Source organism: Bacillus sp. 204(2023) (genome assembly GCF_037027505.1).
Lineage (GTDB): Bacteria > Bacillota > Bacilli > Bacillales > Bacillaceae > Bacillus > Bacillus subtilis.
The window spans coordinates 73,954-91,616 of sequence record NZ_JAXCHE010000007.1; the positions used below are offsets into that span (position 1 = coordinate 73,954).

The 17,663-nt window shown below is 42.7% G+C and carries 18 protein-coding genes; 2 read left to right on the top strand and 16 right to left on the bottom strand.

Going from position 1 to position 17,663, the window contains the following annotated elements:
- Nucleotides 1–61 precede the first annotated feature (61 nt).
- Both WA279_RS14775 and WA279_RS14780 read left to right on the top strand, forming a co-directional pair.
- On the top strand, nucleotides 62–631 hold the full coding sequence (locus WA279_RS14775; RefSeq protein ID WP_336155831.1) for a TetR/AcrR family transcriptional regulator: 570 nt from the start codon (nucleotides 62–64) through the stop codon (nucleotides 629–631).
- Nucleotides 632–661: 30 nt separating this feature from the next.
- Entirely contained in the window at nucleotides 662–1,996 is a 1,335-nt protein-coding gene (locus WA279_RS14780; RefSeq protein ID WP_336155833.1) for an MFS transporter, read from the top strand.
- 47 nt (nucleotides 1,997–2,043) lie between these two features.
- On the opposite strand, the gene minJ is transcribed toward WA279_RS14780, so the two are convergent.
- The 16 genes from minJ to hag all read right to left on the bottom strand — a co-directional run bounded on the left by minJ (nucleotide 2,044) and on the right by hag (nucleotide 17,523).
- Nucleotides 2,044–3,237: a cell division topological determinant MinJ gene (gene minJ / locus WA279_RS14785; RefSeq protein ID WP_336155834.1), complete on the bottom strand. Its 1,194-nt coding sequence runs from the start codon at nucleotides 3,235–3,237 to the stop codon at nucleotides 2,044–2,046.
- Between the two features lie 78 nt (nucleotides 3,238–3,315).
- A complete protein-coding gene (gene swrA, locus WA279_RS14790; protein ID WP_015251121.1) occupies nucleotides 3,316–3,669 on the bottom strand; it encodes a swarming motility protein SwrAA in 354 nt (117 codons plus the stop codon).
- Between the two features lie 383 nt (nucleotides 3,670–4,052).
- Nucleotides 4,053–5,495, bottom strand: a complete 1,443-nt coding sequence (ctpB, locus tag WA279_RS14795; RefSeq protein WP_336155836.1) for a carboxy-terminal processing protease CtpB — start codon at nucleotides 5,493–5,495, stop codon at nucleotides 4,053–4,055.
- Between the two features lie 139 nt (nucleotides 5,496–5,634).
- The gene (gene ftsX, locus WA279_RS14800) at nucleotides 5,635–6,525 is read right to left on the bottom strand and encodes a permease-like cell division protein FtsX (RefSeq protein WP_015251119.1); all 891 of its coding nucleotides are present in this window, start codon (nucleotides 6,523–6,525) and stop codon (nucleotides 5,635–5,637) included.
- Nucleotides 6,518–7,204, bottom strand: coding sequence for a cell division ATP-binding protein FtsE (gene ftsE, locus WA279_RS14805; RefSeq protein ID WP_003228039.1), 687 nt, complete (start codon nucleotides 7,202–7,204; stop codon nucleotides 6,518–6,520). The genes ftsX and ftsE overlap by 8 nt, the downstream gene beginning before the upstream one ends.
- Before the next feature lie 233 nt (nucleotides 7,205–7,437).
- Nucleotides 7,438–7,776, bottom strand: coding sequence for a cytochrome c551 (gene cccB, locus WA279_RS14810; protein WP_021480707.1), 339 nt, complete (start codon nucleotides 7,774–7,776; stop codon nucleotides 7,438–7,440).
- Nucleotides 7,777–7,824: 48 nt separating this feature from the next.
- Nucleotides 7,825–8,670 (bottom strand): YitT family protein, encoded by an 846-nt coding sequence (locus tag WA279_RS14815; protein ID WP_336155839.1) that lies wholly within the window; start codon nucleotides 8,668–8,670, stop codon nucleotides 7,825–7,827.
- A gap of 165 nt (nucleotides 8,671–8,835) precedes the next feature.
- Nucleotides 8,836–9,937 (bottom strand): peptide chain release factor 2 gene (gene prfB, locus WA279_RS14820; RefSeq protein WP_010886623.1). Its coding sequence is split into 2 segments (ribosomal slippage): nucleotides 8,836–9,864 and nucleotides 9,866–9,937, totalling 1,101 coding nucleotides; the frame shifts between segments, so codons are not numbered across the junction.
- Nucleotides 9,938–10,006: 69 nt separating this feature from the next.
- Nucleotides 10,007–12,532 (bottom strand): preprotein translocase subunit SecA, encoded by a 2,526-nt coding sequence (gene secA / locus WA279_RS14825; protein ID WP_336155841.1) that lies wholly within the window; start codon nucleotides 12,530–12,532, stop codon nucleotides 10,007–10,009.
- Nucleotides 12,533–12,699: 167 nt separating this feature from the next.
- Nucleotides 12,700–13,269 carry a ribosome hibernation promotion factor gene (hpf, locus tag WA279_RS14830; RefSeq protein WP_003228031.1) on the bottom strand — a complete coding sequence of 190 codons (570 nt, stop codon included), beginning with the start codon at nucleotides 13,267–13,269 and terminating at the stop codon, nucleotides 12,700–12,702.
- Nucleotides 13,270–13,459: 190 nt separating this feature from the next.
- Nucleotides 13,460–13,837, bottom strand: coding sequence for a hypothetical protein (locus tag WA279_RS14835; RefSeq protein ID WP_003244377.1), 378 nt, complete (start codon nucleotides 13,835–13,837; stop codon nucleotides 13,460–13,462).
- Nucleotides 13,838–13,846: 9 nt separating this feature from the next.
- Nucleotides 13,847–14,188 (bottom strand): flagella biosynthesis regulatory protein FliT, encoded by a 342-nt coding sequence (gene fliT, locus WA279_RS14840; RefSeq protein WP_032726952.1) that lies wholly within the window; start codon nucleotides 14,186–14,188, stop codon nucleotides 13,847–13,849.
- Nucleotides 14,185–14,586 carry a flagellar export chaperone FliS gene (gene fliS, locus WA279_RS14845; RefSeq protein ID WP_014481041.1) on the bottom strand — a complete coding sequence of 134 codons (402 nt, stop codon included), beginning with the start codon at nucleotides 14,584–14,586 and terminating at the stop codon, nucleotides 14,185–14,187. Before fliS ends, fliT begins: the two co-directional genes overlap by 4 nt.
- 21 nt (nucleotides 14,587–14,607) lie before the next feature.
- On the bottom strand, nucleotides 14,608–16,104 hold the full coding sequence (locus WA279_RS14850) for a flagellar hook-associated protein 2 (protein ID WP_336155842.1): 1,497 nt from the start codon (nucleotides 16,102–16,104) through the stop codon (nucleotides 14,608–14,610).
- Nucleotides 16,105–16,121: 17 nt separating this feature from the next.
- A complete protein-coding gene (flaG, locus tag WA279_RS14855; RefSeq protein ID WP_009968250.1) occupies nucleotides 16,122–16,451 on the bottom strand; it encodes a flagellar protein FlaG in 330 nt (109 codons plus the stop codon).
- A 232-nt stretch (nucleotides 16,452–16,683) separates the two neighbouring features.
- The gene (hag, locus tag WA279_RS14860; protein WP_070547858.1) at nucleotides 16,684–17,523 is read right to left on the bottom strand and encodes a flagellin Hag; all 840 of its coding nucleotides are present in this window, start codon (nucleotides 17,521–17,523) and stop codon (nucleotides 16,684–16,686) included.
- Nucleotides 17,524–17,663: the final 140 nt, after the last annotated feature.

Sequence of the window (17,663 nt, forward strand, 5' to 3'; positions counted from 1 at the left end):
TCTTATACAAGCGGGGCGGGTGTATACTTGTCCTGCCAGTATACTCGTGAGGTGAAACGTATTGAGACCGACAAACAAGAGAATCCTAGACGCTGCCATGCAGCTGCTCGTCAAAAAAGGATATCGCGCAACAACTACAAAAGAAATTGCAGAAAAAGCAAATGTAAGTGAAGCGACGATTTTCAGGAACTTTAAAAACAAACAAGGACTAGTTGAGGCTTTGCTTTCTCAGCATTCTTCAAACAGAGGCAGCATTTTGGAACAAACAGAAGGGGATTTGTACAAAGACCTGCTTCATATCGGAACCTGTCTCTTGGAGGAGCTCGAACATAGAAAAGATATCATTAAAATCAGCTTTCGTGAACCGACCATGTTTCAGGATGTCATTAACCACGTCACTGAATATCCCCAATCTATGAAACAGCTATTGGTTGATTATCTCAAAACAATGGGTGAGAAAGGGGTTATTCAGACAGGAAATGAAGCGGAGCATGCCGACGTGTTCATGTCGATTATCTTCGGTTATTTCATTCACCGTCTCCACTTAGGAGACCGGGTCATATCAATGCCCCAGGAAAAAATGCTGGAGCACAGCACAGCTCTATTTGTCAAAGGAATTTCTGCTGATTAACTCCTTGGCATAATAAAAAGGAGGATCCCAATGAGCTCAAGAAAAGAATGGGCGCTGATCGTCTCGCTATTATTGGGGGCCATTCTGGCTCCCATTAATTCAACGATGATCGCGGTCGCGCTCTCATCTATTTCCCATACGTATAACGAGTCCATCGCAAGCATCACTTGGGTGGTTACCGTTTATTTAATCGTAATGGCAGTCACACAGCCGATTGCAGGGAAGCTCGGTGACATGTACGGCAATAAAACAATGTACTTATGGGGAGTCGGCCTTTTTCTAATCGCATCACTAGGCTGCGCCCTTTCACCGAGTCTGCTCCTGTTAATTGTTTTTCGGGCATTGCAGGCTGTCGGCGGGGCATTGCTTACGCCAAACAGCATTGCCATTATCCGGCATGTTGTTTCTGAAAAACGTCTACCGAAAGTGTTTGGATTTTTCGGACTGGGCGCGGGACTTGGTGCAGCACTCGGGCCTTTTATCGGCTCTATACTGATTGACAGCTTCAGCTGGCATTCGATTTTTTGGGTCAACATCCCGTTCCTCGCTATTGCTTTATTTACGGCATTAACGATGTTTCCTCAATATAAAGAAAATAAATCTGACGCGCCGCTGGATATCATCGGCTCTCTCTTGCTTGCAGGCAGCATCGTTTCAATTATCCTGCTGACGAAAAATGAGGCTCCATGGGGATATGCGGTATACAGTGTATTGATACTTCTTTTTGTTCCGCTTTTTTTCAGAAGAGAAAAACGTACCCAGCACCCCATCATTGACTTTGCACTGTTTAAAAGCTCAACCTTTACAAATGCGAATCTATCAGTCTTATTAAGCAATTTGATGATGTATGCCGTCTTATTGATTATGCCGTTATTTATGACGAACCAATTTGGGCTTAATACGTCTAACAGCGGGATGGCGCTTTCTGTATTTTCGATCTTCATGTCAGCCAGCAACTGGGTGGGCGCGCAGCTCCATCACAAATGGGGAGCAAAAAAAATCATTTTTCTTTCATTTGCCATGATGGCTGGTGCGAATCTATTATTTTTGCTGTTAAGCAGCTCGCATTCTGTCTTGTTCCTCATGCTCTCTCTTATCCTTGGCGGGCTCGCTTCCGGAGTCGGTCTGACCAGCATGCAGGTTTCATCCCTAGCCACAGTAGACCCCGGTATGTCAGGAGTGGCATCCGGGATTTTCTCGACCTTCCGTTATTTCGGAAGCATCATTTCATCAGCCTTAATTGGCCTGATTTCGGGATATCACACCCTATTTATGATTCTCTTTGCTGTATCCATCATCGGCGTTTTTGTTTCATTGGGCATCAAATCTGATGAAACGGCACGGATAGAAAAAAACTCAGCGTAACACAAAACAGCCCGGCATCGCATCTTCTTGCGGTGCCGGGCTGCCTTTTATGATCCAGAAGCGACTGCTTCGTCTTCACGGTCATCCTTTACGAAGAGGATGCCCAATTCATGATGTTCTCCTTCATAAGAAGCTCGCTGGTCAAAACGAATTTCTCCATTCAAACCGATAATTTCAAGCTTCACATATGCACGATTATGCTGAAGCGCTTCATAGAAATCAGAAACGTTCTTAACCGGTATGCCATTGACTTTCGTTATGATTTCCCCGATTTTCAATTCTAGATCCTCAGCCGGCGTATTGGGGATAATCCCAAGCACCATTAAGCCCTGATCCCTTTTCGAGAAATAAAACGGAGCCGCGTTATCATTCACTCTTTGCTTTATGGACAGAAAAATGCGCCCTAACAAAGCAGTACAGACCGCTGCCCCCGCAAGCGGCGTCCACAGTAAGCTCACTGCACCGAGAACTGCGACGGCAAGACCGAGAATACAAACGCGTTTCGCTGTGATCCTTATACTCGTTTCAGGCAGCGATCCCTGTACCCTTTGTCCAAATCCGACAAAGTAAGGAATCCATAGAAAATGGAATGAGCCGCCGGGAACAGTAAACACGGGCCACCAGCTAAGGTGCGATTCTAAACCATTACCGGGCACGAGAAGGAACAGCGGCAAAAGCCAAACCCGGTTTGCCAGCTGCTGTCCGATCGGCAAACCGCGGCTGCTTACGACAAGTGCCGGTGATGTTCTCACATGCGCAGAACGATAAGCAACCGCTCCTTCAGTGATAATCAGCAAACCTAGAAACACAGCTACAGCCGGCCAAACAACTACAAACCCTTGCGGAAATCTCTCCAGAAAGGGCTCCGCCTGATATATTTGCAGTCCAAAACCTATCAGCATACTCACACTGACGATATATGCAGCAGACATCCAGTTTGCGCGAAGAGTGAACGCTGCCGCTGCAGTGATAACGGCAATAATCGCAAGTAAACCGAGAGGAATCGATATTCCGAGTCCACCTAAAATAACTGACAAAAGAAGACCTGGAATCAGTCCCTTTGTATATGTAAATTTCAGATCATCATAAATATCTGCTATTCTTGTATGAAAGGTTTTTCGTTCCCGTTTGATTCTTACATAGCCGAAAGCCAGGGTTATGATGATAAAAAACCAGAAAAGCGGGTGTAAGAAGAACAGGCCCGCGCTTTTTAACAGTTCAATTCCCCATTGAACAGACACTATCTCTCACCGCCTCAAGCCAAACATGTTACTCATATTCTATCAAATATTAAATGGCTTGGATATCCTCAGGAGAGTTTATCTCTCTTGCGTCATCCACAGCGTGACATTCGATAGTGAAAAATCCTTTAAATAGTGGTTTACATCCACATCCAATAACCCGCTGATTAGATGCATCGACCTTTTTATATCTGTCAGATTAATTCCTAATCGCTTATGGTTTTTCATTAAGTAGTTAAAATAATGTTTGGCGCATTCCTCATTAATGTCATTTACTGATTCGACATTGGTGTAATTGACCAAATATCTGCTGAACAGCATAAGAAGACTTAGTGCTTTTGTAGCTGAAAATGTTACGTCTTGTGTTCTGTCTTTTAATTGTTCCACTAATTCATAATATTTTTTTTCACGCACAATACTTGCCCTCTTCAATTGTGAACCCCCATTTTCTTTATACAGATAAGCACGGGCCAGTATAAGCAGCAGTACTGGAGTGCTAACAAGCATTCTCGCTAACGTTACTCTTTAAATTCCTGTCGTTCAGCTGCCATTAACCTGATTACTGTTCTTTTTAGAACCTTCTTATATTGTATGAAGTAAACAAAGACTAGGCAACTTGCAAAAGTTTCATTTTAAATGCATATTAACTCGTTAGAAAGTCTCTCTCATATATTGATATCGGGTAATAACAGTCCTTTATAAATGTTTATTTGTGAAAATTTTTTTAATTTCTTGTCAAAAACTCATTTTTTATGTGACTTATGATCCATAATCTCTTTAAGCACAAAGAAACAGGAGATGGAATACCATCTCCTTTAATTGACAAATAATGATTTCAATGCTGTTTGAAGCTGCAAATCATTTTTTTCATCTGATTTTTTCTTTTCTATCTGCCGGTTTAATGTCTCTGCAGTGCGAGTGTCGATCACACCGGTTTTATTCAGTTTGTTTTGATCCTGAAAAGCCATAACCGCTTTTTTCATGTCTTTGCTGAAATAGCCATCCTCACGTCCCGGATCAAAGCTGAGACCTTTTAACAATACCTGCGCATGCTTGACGTCTTCATTGTTCATGTCCACTTTAAGCGGCTCTTTCAGCTGTAAAGGCCCGGCGGAAAAATAATCGGGCTGCTTAATCGCAATGGTCGGTTCAATTCCTTTCTTATGAATCCAGTTTCCATTTGGCGTCAGCCACTTGTAAAGCGTTAATTTGATGTTGCTGCCGTCCCCCATTGGCACAGCCTGTTGAACCGTTCCCTTTCCAAAAGACGTATCGCCTACAACTTCATAATGGCCAGCTTCCTTTAATGCGCCGGCAAGAATTTCTGATGCAGAGGCACTTCCTTTATCCGTAATCACATTGACAGGGTACGCTTTTTTATGGGTCAATGTTGAAAAATAACGTTTTTTATCCCCATTGCGTTCAGCAATCTGAATATACGGCTGGTCCTTTGTAACGAAATGCTTAAGAATTTCTTCCACACTTTGAAGATATCCGCCCGGGTTGCCGCGTACATCAATGACAAGTCCTTCTATTTCTTTTTTCTCAAGCTCCCTCAGCGCTTTTGCAAAATCCTCTGCGGTGTGCTCAGAAAAAGTAGAGATGGCAATATATCCGACAGAATGCCCCTGTACTTTTTTCTCTGATGCAAAAACCGTTTCGAGCGGAATCTCAGCTCTCTTGATCCGGAATGACAGCTGCTTCTTCGTTCCAGGCCGCTGAATCTTCATTGAAACGCTGGACCCTTTTTTTCCTCTTATTTTTAACACAGCGTGGTTTAAATCCTTGCCGGCCATCGATTCTCCATTGATGCTGATAATTTCATCATTAGGCTTCAACCCGGCTTTTTCCGCTGGCGATTTCTTGAATGGGGAAACAATAATAATTTTGCCGTCTTCCATGCCAACCTCAGCCCCGATGCCTTCAAATGAGGAATCAAGAGAATCAGAAAATTGCTTAGCTGTCTGCTTGTCCATGTAAACAGAATAAGGATCATTTAGCGTAGACAGCATTCCCTGGATGGCTCCCTCGAGCAGCTTTTCTCTATCTACTTTTTCTACGTACTCATTCGAAATTAACTCATACGCTTTTTCGATTTTGTCCATAGCTTTATCCCGTTCAGAGTCAGCTTGGGCCGTCGCGGGAACTGCTGCAGTCTGGGGCTTATCCATCTCAAGCAGGTTGATTCCCGCATATACACCGGCGCCTCCGAACAGCATGCTCCCTGCTGCTATCACAGCCATTATTTTTTGATTCATCCTTTACTCCTCCTGTATGCCAGACTGTCTTTACCAAAACCTAGAGATAGTATATGTAAAGGATGGAGATTTCATGTAATCATAGAAGAAAAAGAAGGCAAATGAAAAGCCGTCCCGAAAGCGGGACGGCTTTTTCACTTTATACTCGCAGAAACTTGCGGATGGAAGTCAGACTTCCCCATACTCCAATTACTGCGCCGATTGCAATCAGCACTAGCGAAACTTGGAATACAAATGGATTATAAGGAAGAAGAGAGACAAATGATCCTTGAACCTTTGGAACGACCCATCCGATGACGTATTGGTAAGTGCTCAGCACCAGTGCAATCGGAATCACAGAACCGAATACGCCTAGCAGCAATCCTTCAAGGAAAAACGGCCAGCGGATAAACCAGTTTGTCGCACCGACAAGCTTCATGATTTCAATTTCTTTTCTTCTTGCGAAAATTGTAATTTTAATGGTGTTGGAAATTAAGAACATCGCCGTAAATACCAGGCCGATAATTAACGCGATTCCGATGTTGCGGGAAACGCCGACCACTTTAAACAAACGGCTGACCTCTTCTTTTCCATAAGTGACTTTATAAACATGATCCATTTTTTCGATCTTTTTCGCCACGTTCGGCGTATCATGCGGATCTGTCGTTTTGACGACAAACGCATCATTAAGCGGGTTTTCCTGATCCTTCATTGTCAGGGATTTTCCGCTGTCACCAAAACTGTCAACCAGCTGGTCAAGCTCTTTTTCTTTAGATGAAAAAGTGACACTCTGAATGCCCTTCAGTTCCTTAATATCGTTCTGAAGCTTGTCCTGTGCCTTCTGATCTGCAGTCAGATCAACCAGCACTTTGATTTCAACTTGTTTTTCAGCATTCGTGGCCATGTTATTCAAATTCAGCATAATCACTAAAAACACGCCGACTAAAATCAGCGTAACGGTTACAGCACTAATGGATGCAAATGTCATCCATGTGTTTCTCCCGAGAGATTTAAAACTCTCACGCAAGTGGCGCCCGAGAATTTTAATCATATGAACCATACTCCCCTCTTGACTCATCACGCACAATGATACCATCTTCGATTGCAATGACACGTTTCTTCATGGTGTTTACGATTTCTTTATTATGTGTCGCCATCACGACTGTTGTCCCGCGGTTGTTAATTTCCTCCAGCGTCTTCATGACTTCCCAGGACGTATCCGGATCAAGGTTTCCTGTCGGTTCATCAGCAATGACAACATCAGGGTTGTTCACAATTGATCTTGCAATAGATACACGCTGCTGCTCCCCGCCTGAAAGCTGGTCAGGAAATTGTCGCGCTTTATGCTTCAGCTGCACGAGATCAAGCACTTCAAGCACCCGTTTCTTAATGACAGACGGCTGTTCTCCAATCACTTCAAGGGCAAATGCCACATTTTCAAAAACAGTAAGTTTCGGTAGAAGCTTGAAATCCTGAAAGACAACGCCGATTTTGCGGCGCACGAAAGGAATCTCTTTTTCTTTAATTGTCGCGAGATCTTTATGATTGATTAAAATTTGTCCTTTTGTCGGTTTTTCTTCTCTGTAAATCATTTTAATAAAAGTAGATTTACCTGCTCCGCTCGGACCAACAACATACACAAACTCGCCGGGATGAATGGTAACAGAAATCCCATTGAGCGCTTTTACGCCGTTCGGATAGGCTTTATATACTTCCTTCATCTCTATCATGAAATCACCTAATCTTTTATATCATTTTATCTATCACACGGTCATACTCTTCGAATGCATTCGACAATTTATGACCCATTCATTTGTAAAAAGATGAAAAATCTGAAAGTTCCCTTTTTCAATACACTTCATTATACGTCAAATTTAGACATAATACTATTACAGTTTCTTTTCATTCATATTGTCAAGGCATAAAAACATCCTTGCCGGCACTCGGCAAGGATGTTTTTATCTTACTTTTTTTCTGACAGCCATTTGGCAATAACAGCGGCTTCGTTATCCTCTACAAGCCCCTTTGGCATATTGCCGCGGCCGTTTTTAATAATGCTTTCAATTTTGTGTTCATCGTATTTGCCTCCGACCTCTTGGAGATTAGGCCCTGACACACCTTCTAAATCCTTGCCGTGGCAGCCTACGCAGCTTTGCTGATATAATTCTTCCCCTTCAGATGCAGTGGCTTCCGTCTTGCTGCCGGTGTCTGCCTTCTCTTCTTTTGCATCGTTTGATCCGCAGGCAGCCAACAGAACAGAAAGCGCAAATCCAATCATTAGTATCGATAACTTTGATTTCATGTTGAGAAGCACAACTCCTTTACGATCTCTTCCATATTATAACCTCGTTTAAGCGCGTTTGAAACCCTCGCCCAGCACCTCGCTCGCGTCTGCTACAATTACAAAAGCTGACTCATCAATCTGTTTGACGATTTGTTTCAATTTGGTGAATTCAGTTTGCCCAACCACGCACATTAAAATCGGACGGTCATCGTCAGTATATCCGCCGACTGCAGAAATTTTTGTCACGCCTCTGTCAATCTTCTGTAAGACAGCCTCCTTGACAGCCTGCTCCTGCTTTGTAATGATGAGCGCCATTTTTGAACGATTAAAGCCGACTTGTACAACATCAATGGTTTTGCTGGACACATAGACGCCAAGCATGGCATATAAGCCTTGCTCAATATTAAATACGATCATAGCCGTAACAACGATCATTCCGTCAATGATGGCGAGGCACTTCCCCAATGACAGACCGGAGTACTTATGAATGATCTGTGCAGCCAAGGCTGTACCTCCCGTCGAACCTTTCCCTAAGTACACAATACCAATTCCGATACCTATCCCGACACCGCCAAAAATCGCCGCCAAGAGTTCATGATGAGTGGCGGGCTGAATATCCCTTGCCAAAAACACTACTAGCGGCAAAAACACAGAACCTGCAAGCGTCTTTAGCCCAAATTTCCCGCCGAGCAAAATGACGCCAGCAATAAATAAAGGGATATTAATAATCCACTGTACATACGCTGCTTCAAAACCATATGATTGCAAAATCGTACTGATCCCGCTGACACCGCCGGCGGCAATCTTGTTCGGAAGCAAAAATACATTAAAGGACACGGCCGTAATCGCTGCTCCTAACAATATGTATACATAATCCCGCAAAATCCACAATGTTTTATTCCGTACGTCCATCATATATCCTCCGTTTCTTCCAATGCTCTCCGATAGCATTTTAATCCTTCCCTGATTAGATGTAAATAACACCCAAATACAGTGGTAATATGCTAAAGCAGCAGTGAAATCAAGGATATAAGGAATAAAAAAACACACCCGTATGCATCAGGTGTGTTTTTCAGCTTATGAAAGCTTAGAACGGAGGTAGGCATCAATGAACGTATCAATGTCACCATCCATTACAGCTTGGACGTTCCCCATTTCTGTATTGGTCCGATGGTCTTTTACCATGGAATACGGATGGAATACATAAGAACGGATTTGGCTGCCCCAGCCGATTTCTTTTTGTTCACCGCGAATTTCATCCAGCTCTGCCTGCTGTTCTTCAATTCTGCGCTGATACAGCTTGGCCTTCAGCATTTTCATGGCTCTTTCACGGTTTTTAATTTGTGAGCGCTCCGTTTGGCATGTCACAACTACGTTCGTCGGCAAGTGAGTAATCCGAACGGCTGAATCCGTCGTATTGACGTGCTGTCCGCCCGCGCCGCTTGCACGGTACGTGTCAACTTTAATATCCTCCGTACGAATATCAATATCAATTTCATCGTTAAATTCAGGCATGACTTCACATGAAACGAAAGATGTGTGGCGGCGGCCTGATGAATCAAATGGTGAGATCCGCACAAGACGATGGACACCTTTTTCTGCTTTGAGATACCCGTAAGCGTTGTGTCCTTTGATGAGCAATGTCACTGACTTGATTCCAGCCTCGTCACCTGGAAGGTAATCGAGTGTTTCTACTTTAAAGCCGCGGCGCTCTCCCCATCTTGTATACATTCTAAGAAGCATAGAGCCCCAGTCCTGTGACTCTGTACCGCCAGCACCAGGGTGCAGTTCTAAAATCGCGTTATTTTTATCATACGGTTCGCTGAGAAGAAGCTGAAGCTCAAACTCATTGAACTCTTTTGTTAATGATTTTAGTTCTTTTTCAAGCTCAAGCTGGAGATCAGTGTCCGGCTCTTCTTTCAAAAGATCATGAGTCATTTGTAATTCTTCGTGGGATTCATTCAATTTTTTATACGAATTGACATAATCCTTTAAACCGTTTGCTTCATTTATAACCGTTTGAGCTTTTTGCTGATCATTCCAGAATTCCGGATCAGCCATTTGTTCATCTAGCTCAGCAATGCGGGCCTCCTTTGATTCGAGGTCAAAGAGACCCCCTAAAGTCCGCTAAACGAGAAGCCATATTTTCGAGCTCTGCTCTGATTTCTGATAATTCCATTTCATTCACCTCATTAAAAGATCCGCAGGCGCCTGCAGGCGCCGCGGTCAGTAAACTTGCCGGGGCGAACTATTCAGTACGGCCGCAGCAATTTTTATATTTTTTCCCGCTTCCGCAGTGGCATGGGGCATTTCGTCCGATATCAACCACTTTGCGAACCGGTGCTTTCTTTGCTTTTTTGTTATCGTCGCCTTCTTGCGGCTGATGAGCTGTTGTTTGGCCTTGTACAACCTCTTCACGCTCCAGATTGTTTTCAATCTCAGCTTTCATCACAAATTTTGCGACTTCGTCCTCAATTGATTCAATCATATGCTCAAACATCGCAAAGCCTTCCATTTGATACTCACGAAGCGGGTTCGTCTGCGCGTAAGCACGAAGGTGAATCCCTTGGCGGAGCTGATCCATCGCATCAATATGATCCATCCATTTAGAATCAACGGCACGAAGAACGATAACTTTTTCGAATTCGCGCATTTGCTCTTTGCCGAATTGCTCTTCCTTCTCATTATATTTTGTGGTGATGCGATCCATAATGAGCTCAAGCATTTCATCCGGTTCTTTCCCGAAGATATCGCTCTTCTCAAGCGCACCTTCATCAAGATAAGTTGTGTTGATAAGATCAACTAGACCGTCAAGCTTCCACTCCTCAGGAAGCTCTTCTCTTGGCGTATAGGCTGCAATTGCGCGTTCGAGAGAAGACTTGATCATATTTTCAACGATTTCACGCAAGTTTTCAGAGTCAATGACTTCAAAGCGCTGCTTATAAATGACCTCACGCTGCTGGCGGAGAACATCATCATATTGCAGAAGCTGTTTACGCGAATCGAAGTTATTGCCTTCGACACGTTTTTGTGACGATTCAACCGCGCGAGATACCATTTTGCTTTGGATTGGAGTAGAGTCGTCCATGCCGAAGCGGTCCAGCATCGCCATTGTCCGCTCAGCTCCGAATCTGCGCATCAATTCATCTTCCATAGAAAGATAAAATTGAGTAATCCCCGGGTCTCCCTGACGTCCGGAACGACCTCGAAGCTGATTGTCAATCCGGCGTGATTCATGTCGTTCTGTTCCGACAACAGCGAGTCCGCCAAGCTCTTTTACACCTTCGCCAAGCTTAATGTCCGTTCCGCGCCCCGCCATGTTAGTCGCAATCGTAACTGCGCCTTTTTGGCCGGCCTCTTCAATGATCTGCGCTTCACGTTCATGGTTTTTGGCATTTAACACTTGATGCGGAATTCCTTTGTTTTTAAGCAGCTTAGAAATCAATTCAGATGTTTCAACGGCAACCGTACCGACTAGAACAGGCTGTCCCGTCATGTAACGCTGTGCGACATCCTCCGCAACTGCCTTAAACTTTCCTTCCATCGTGCGGTAAATTAAATCCGGACGGTCATCACGGACAACAGGCCTGTTGGTAGGGATCGTGACAACCTGCATGTTGTAGATGTTGCGGAATTCTTCTTCCTCTGTCTTAGCTGTACCCGTCATACCGGCAAGTTTTTCGTACATTCGGAAGTAGTTTTGGAACGTAATCGTCGCCAAGGTCATGCTTTCGTTTTGAATCTCAAGCCCTTCCTTTGCTTCAATCGCTTGGTGAAGCCCCTCACTGTAGCGGCGGCCTTTCATCAGACGTCCCGTGAAGGAATCAACAATAACAACCTGTCCGTCTTCCACTACATAGTCAACGTCCTTTTGCATCGCAACGTGAGCTTTTAAGGCCTGGTTGATATGGTGGTTGAGCGCGACATGCTTCACATCAAAGAGGTTATCGATGCCGAACGCTTTTTCCGCCTTCGTCATTCCTTCTTCAGTAAGCTGTACAGCTTTTGTTTTGATATCGTACGTGTAATCCTTCTCCGCTTTTAACGTACGGACAAAAGCATTTGCCTGTACGTACAGCTTAGTGGATTTGGCAGCTTGTCCAGAAATGATAAGCGGTGTTCTCGCTTCATCAATTAAAATAGAGTCAACTTCATCAATTACCGCAAAATGAAGCGGGCGCTGAACCATCTGCTCTTTATAAAGAACCATATTGTCACGCAAATAGTCGAAGCCAAGCTCATTGTTTGTAGAGTAAGTAATGTCAGCGGCATAAGCTTCCCGTTTTTCGTCTTTTGACATTGAGTTTAAATTCAAACCGACAGTCAGACCGAGAAACTCGAAAATTTTCCCCATCTGCTCAGCGTCACGGCTTGCCAAGTATTCGTTGACAGTCACGACGTGTACGCCTTTACCTGTTAACGCATTTAAATAAACAGGCAGGGTAGACGTTAATGTTTTCCCTTCCCCTGTTTTCATTTCCGCTATATTTCCGTCATGAAGCGCCACGCCCCCCATGAGCTGGACTTTAAACGGAAACATGCCTGTTACGCGGCGTGAAGCTTCTCGAACAACAGCGAAAGCTTCAACAAGAAGATCATCCGTTGTTGCCCCTTTTTCAATGCGCTCTTTAAATTCAATCGTTTTATGTTTCAACGCGTCGTCAGAGAGATTTTCATAGTCTCCGCGAATCGCATCAATATCGTTAGCAATTTTTTCGTATCTATTCAGCGTACGTTTTGTTGGATCAAACATTTTATTTAAAATTCCAAGCATTTATAACGCTCCTCTATCTTCACATGCCTATTTTAGAGGCATGTATAAATAATTTACTAGTCCATGTATACCTCTCATTATCATATCATACCTTTTGTTATTTCCAAAGAATTTGCAAATAAGAAAAACAAAAACCTTCCGCGGACATCACGGAAGGCTTCTCTTCATTATTCAGTCGGTTCAATTAAGCCATATTTCCCGTCATTTCTGCGGTACACGACATTTGTAAGGTTTGTTTCCGCATTTGTGAAAACAAAGAAATTATGGCCAAGCATATTCATTTGCAAGATCGCTTCTTCACTATCCATCGGCTTTAAATTAAAGCGTTTCTGACGGACGATGTCCAAGCTCTCCTCCTCTTCTATGTCATCCTGAACCGCAATATCTGTATCAGAGCCAAGACCGTTTGCCAATAAATATTTTGGAGAGCCCTGCTCACGGAATTTACGGTTTACTTTCGTTTTATGCTTACGGATTTGACGTTCCAGTTTGTTTGTTGCGAGATCAATTGCGTTGTACATATCCTCGTTATGCACCTCGGACCGAAGCGCAAGATCTGTCATCGGAATCGTAACCTCAACCTTAGACTCCTTGTCATTGTAAAACTTCAAGTTGACGTTCACATCGGCATCCACGCTATGGTCAAAATAGCGCTCCAGCTTGCCGATCTTCCTCTCGACATGATCCTTTAACGCGGGTGTCACTTCAATATTTTCTCCTCTGATGTTGTAGTTCATCAAAGAACGCCTCCCTTTTATTAAGGATATGTATCTATTTCTCTTTTACCCTTTACAATTCCTGCTGAAACATAAATCTTTTGTGAAAATTCAGTGAACTTTGTCGAATTTTGTTTGTATTTGCTCTGTTATTGGCGGTTCGGAGGTATATGTATATGCTGATTGAACGAAACAAATACCTCACATACGCCTAATTGATTAAAAAGGGTTCCATACATTGATGAATAGACAGCATCCATTTTCTATAATGAATCAGAAAATGTTCCTTTAAATACTCACAGAACTCATGAGAGGGAAAAGAGAAAGAGACCAATTGATCAAACTCCGCAAAAATTTGGTCAAATGCTTTCACACAAATTTCAGCACACCGTGAATCCATAATGAAGAGAAGTGTTGAATGTGTTGAATCCAAATAAAAAAAGGCTTGGATCAGATCTTGGTAGATCCGATCCCCTTCTGTTTTTGATAAATTCTCTTCAGCCTCTATCAAATAACACAACCCTTCTTCAATGGTAAAAAGAAGATGATAATAAGCTGATAAAAGCGTATAATCTTCAATGCTCTTCAAGGCACTCACCTATTTACGCTTGTCATAATATGTGCCGTCAATCGTAATGTTGTTATAAGGGTTTAAATACGTCGTATGCATCACACGTTTTCTTTTCATCTGCTGAAGTTCTGTTGCGATTGACTGCTTCAGTCTTTCCATTTCCTTCACAATCAGCTGATCCCATGTCAAAATAAGTTTCATCTGCTTTCGCTCTTCTTCTGAAAGCGGCAGAGATATCTCCTGAATCAGTTCAGACCGTTTAGCCACAAAGTCTTCAATTTGTTTTAAAAGCTCATCGCTTTCCGGCGTATTTTGTATGTGTGACAGCATACTCTTCGTCTCAGTGTATAGTTGATCTATGTTATTCATGCGATCCCGCCTGATCCGTGCCGGTCCTTCCGTTCACTTTGAATGGCTTGTTTCCAAGCATCGCGAAAATCTGTTACATAGCCTTCAACCTCAGCCAGCATGCCCGTATCATTTTTGATATTTGCCTGTACCAATCTTCGATACATATAATCGTACATCGCACCCATGGAAGCGGAAAGCTCTATGTTACGGTTAAGTGTAAAATTTAATTCCTGAATAATATTTTGCGCTTTAATCAGATTCTCATTTTTACGTTCCATATCATCATTCTCAATGGCCTGAGAGGCAAGTCTTATAAATTTTAAACAGCCATTATACAGCATAAGCGTCAGTTCACCGGGTGTAGCCGTATTCACTGAATTTTGCTGATAGGCTGTATAAGGATTTTGGATCGCCATGTGTCATCCTCCAAATTACATTTATTGTACAAGAAGCTGTGATAAATAGGACGCTTGTTCGTTCATTTTTTGAATCGCAGAATCCATTGCACTGAATTTTGAATAATAGCGGTTTTCTATTGTGGTCAACCGGTCCTGCATTTTGGTAATATCAGTGCTGATCGTATTTAAATTTTTACCGATTGAATAATCATTGGTTCCCATTGTCGAGTTGCCGGCTTTTGCTTCAATGCTCTTCACCGTACTTTTCAGGGTGTCACCGATGCGTTTCATAATCCCTTTATCACTATAGGCGCTGCTGTTCGTTCCGCTTGTAAATAAGGCGGCAACGCTTTGCGGATCTTCTTGTATTTTGGCTTTCAGTTTGTCTTCATTAATCTCTAAATGACCCCGCATTTGGTAAGCACTTGAGGTTGTTATGCCGAATTCTGTCAATTGATAGGTTTTCCCATCCGCATTAACTTGAGTATAAAAGTCAGTCCGCATTTGGTTCGTGCCGGTGCTGATGCTGGAATCATTTCTAAGCAATCCGCTTTTCGCCTTCTCCTCCCAGAGCTCTACCTCTTTATCGGACATGGCTTCTTTTTGTTCACTTGTCAACGGAGTATAGTCTCGGTATTTTTCTTCTTTCAGCTTTTCATTCAGGCTGTCAACCAGTTCATTGTATTTATCTACAAACTCTTTGATTTGGTTATAAATCCCGTCAACATCAGTAGAAACAGATGTGGTAACAGGGCCTGTGGCTGCAGTTGTATTTTTAATCGAGTAAGTAACACCATTCACCGTGAAATTGTTTGTCAGCTTCTCCATTTCAAAGCCGTTAATTGTGACTTTGGCATTTGTGCCTTCTTTGTAAGCAGTGAGCTTATTATCAGCATCCAAAGAAAAACCAAGCTGACCGGACATAAAGTCAGCTGTAGCAGAGTCTGCTGTCTGTATACTGCCCCCTGCACCTGTTGCTTTAGAAGAAAACGCAATTGTTTCTACGTACTCTGTACCATTCCAAATTTTATCTTTAAAAGCTGATACTCCCAGATCTGAGCTGTTAAGTTTAGAAATCACATTATCAATCGTATCGGCGCTCGTCACACTAATGTTCACTGTTTTTGCCGTTGTTTCGCCAGGCGCAACAACGTTAAATGCCAAATTGTAATCGCCTTGAGTGTATCCCGTATAATTGTTTGCCTTATACGTTGCTGCGGTTGCCAAGCTTGCCACTTCAACAGTAGAAGAAGAGTTTGGTGCACTTGCGCTTCCTGTAGCAGTTAACACAGACTCATTAGAGCTTGTCACAGTTTTGCTCTGATACGTGCTAGGATATGTCAACGTATTTTTAGACATATAATCTTGCAATTCTTTTATTTTTGTATTGACTTCACGATAGCTGTCACGCTGCCATTCAAGAGTCTGCTTTTTTTGCTTCAGCTTATCAAGCGGCGCTCTTTCTGTCTGCATCAGCTTTGATACAATATCATCTATATCCATTCCTGACGCCAGACCTGTTATTCTTGTGACCATCTCAAACCACTCCTATTCTACTTTTTTTCATCTACAAATAACCCAAGAAATTCAGTCATAGCCGCATAAAAATCAAGCCACCGTTTTGGTGGAATTTCGCGGATCACTTCATTTGTAGAGTCCTCTATTACCTTTACATAGTATTCATTTAACTTGTCATGAAGCTCGAACTTCAGATGAACTTGCGAAGGTTCCAAAAGCTTGTTCATTTCCCCCACCATTTCAGCAAGATTGGTATATGAAACTTGATGAACAGGAACCTCGTTATCATTATCTTTCTGATTATGTATTTGAGTATCATAACGATCCCAAACAGGTTGTAACGTAGTGAGCCTTTCAATGTTCAATTGATCATCCCCTATGCCCCAATCTATCGTTTATATCGACTAAAAGGAGATAAGATTACACATATTTTTGGAAAAAAATCTTCTGTTTTAGATTTCTTGTTTGGAAATACATTTATAAAAAGTTAGTAGAGAATCCGGTTATTATATCATGAGTTAGTGACAGGATGAGGAATGATTCGGAGATAGAAATATAAATTAAAAGACCCTGGCAACGCCAAGGTCTTTTTTAAAATTAACGTAACAATTGAAGTACGTTTTGCGGCTGTTGGTTTGCTTGAGCAAGCATCGCTTGAGAAGCCTGAGAAAGAATGTTGTTCTTTGTGAACTCGCTCATTTCTTTCGCCATGTCAACGTCACGGATACGAGACTCAGCAGCTGTCAAGTTTTCACCAGAAGCGCTTAAGTTGTTGATTGTGTGCTCTAGACGGTTTTGTACCGCACCAAGTTTAGCACGTTGAGTTGATACTGCGTTAATAGCCTCATCAATACCTTTTAGTTGATTGTCAAAAGAAGTAGTAGCAAAATCTGTTACGTCAAGTTTATCAACTGTAACAGTAGTACCTAGAGCAGCTGCTCCCATGTCAGCGATTTTAACGTTAAGCTGTTGGCCTGCATTTGCACCAATTTGGAATGTAAATCCAGTAGTAGCGGAAGATCCGTCTAATAACTTTTTACCGTTAAATTCAGTGCGATCGGAAATGCCATCAACTTCCTCAATAAGCGCATCCATTTCATCTTTAATTGCACCAAGATCTTCTGCTTGTTGTGTACCTGTGTTTCCTGCTTGAACAGTAAGTTCACGCATACGTTGAAGAATCGCATGAGTTTCAGTCAATGCACCCTCAGCTGTTTGGATAAGAGAGATTCCATCTTGAGAGTTTTTAGAAGCCATTTCAAGACCTCTGATTTGTCCTCTCATTTTTTCAGAGATCGCAAGACCTGCTGCGTCATCTCCCGCACGGTTGATGCGAAGACCTGAAGAAAGTTTCTCCATGTTTTTTTGTGATGCACCGTTGTTTGAAGACAAACGGTTCAGTGTGTTAAGTGCTGCGATATTGTGGTTAATTCTCATTGTTTTGTTCCTCCCTGAATATGTTGTTACGGCACGTCCTTGTGCCCTTATTTTGTAACTGGCGGAGTCTTTTGCGCCTCCTCCCGGCTACATCATTAATATCGGATTGTCTCTGATTTTGTTAATACAAAAATAAAAAA

What these genes read in the sequence shown, in the direction of transcription:
- WA279_RS14780 (WP_336155833.1), top strand. Translation starts at nt 662, where the DNA reads ATGAGCTCAAGAAAAGAATGGGCGCTGATCGTCTCGCTATTATTGGGG.
- ctpB (WP_336155836.1), bottom strand. Translation starts at nt 5,495, where the DNA reads ATGAATCAAAAAATAATGGCTGTGATAGCAGCAGGGAGCATGCTGTTC.
- ftsX (WP_015251119.1), bottom strand. Translation starts at nt 6,525, where the DNA reads ATGATTAAAATTCTCGGGCGCCACTTGCGTGAGAGTTTTAAATCTCTC.
- ftsE (WP_003228039.1), bottom strand. Translation starts at nt 7,204, where the DNA reads ATGATAGAGATGAAGGAAGTATATAAAGCCTATCCGAACGGCGTAAAA.
- cccB (WP_021480707.1), bottom strand. Translation starts at nt 7,776, where the DNA reads ATGAAATCAAAGTTATCGATACTAATGATTGGATTTGCGCTTTCTGTT.
- WA279_RS14815 (WP_336155839.1), bottom strand. Translation starts at nt 8,670, where the DNA reads ATGGACGTACGGAATAAAACATTGTGGATTTTGCGGGATTATGTATAC.
- secA (WP_336155841.1), bottom strand. Translation starts at nt 12,532, where the DNA reads ATGCTTGGAATTTTAAATAAAATGTTTGATCCAACAAAACGTACGCTG.
- hpf (WP_003228031.1), bottom strand. Translation starts at nt 13,269, where the DNA reads ATGAACTACAACATCAGAGGAGAAAATATTGAAGTGACACCCGCGTTA.
- fliT (WP_032726952.1), bottom strand. Translation starts at nt 14,188, where the DNA reads ATGAATAACATAGATCAACTATACACTGAGACGAAGAGTATGCTGTCA.
- fliS (WP_014481041.1), bottom strand. Translation starts at nt 14,586, where the DNA reads ATGGCGATCCAAAATCCTTATACAGCCTATCAGCAAAATTCAGTGAAT.
- WA279_RS14850 (WP_336155842.1), bottom strand. Translation starts at nt 16,104, where the DNA reads ATGGTCACAAGAATAACAGGTCTGGCGTCAGGAATGGATATAGATGAT.
- hag (WP_070547858.1), bottom strand. Translation starts at nt 17,523, where the DNA reads ATGAGAATTAACCACAATATCGCAGCACTTAACACACTGAACCGTTTG.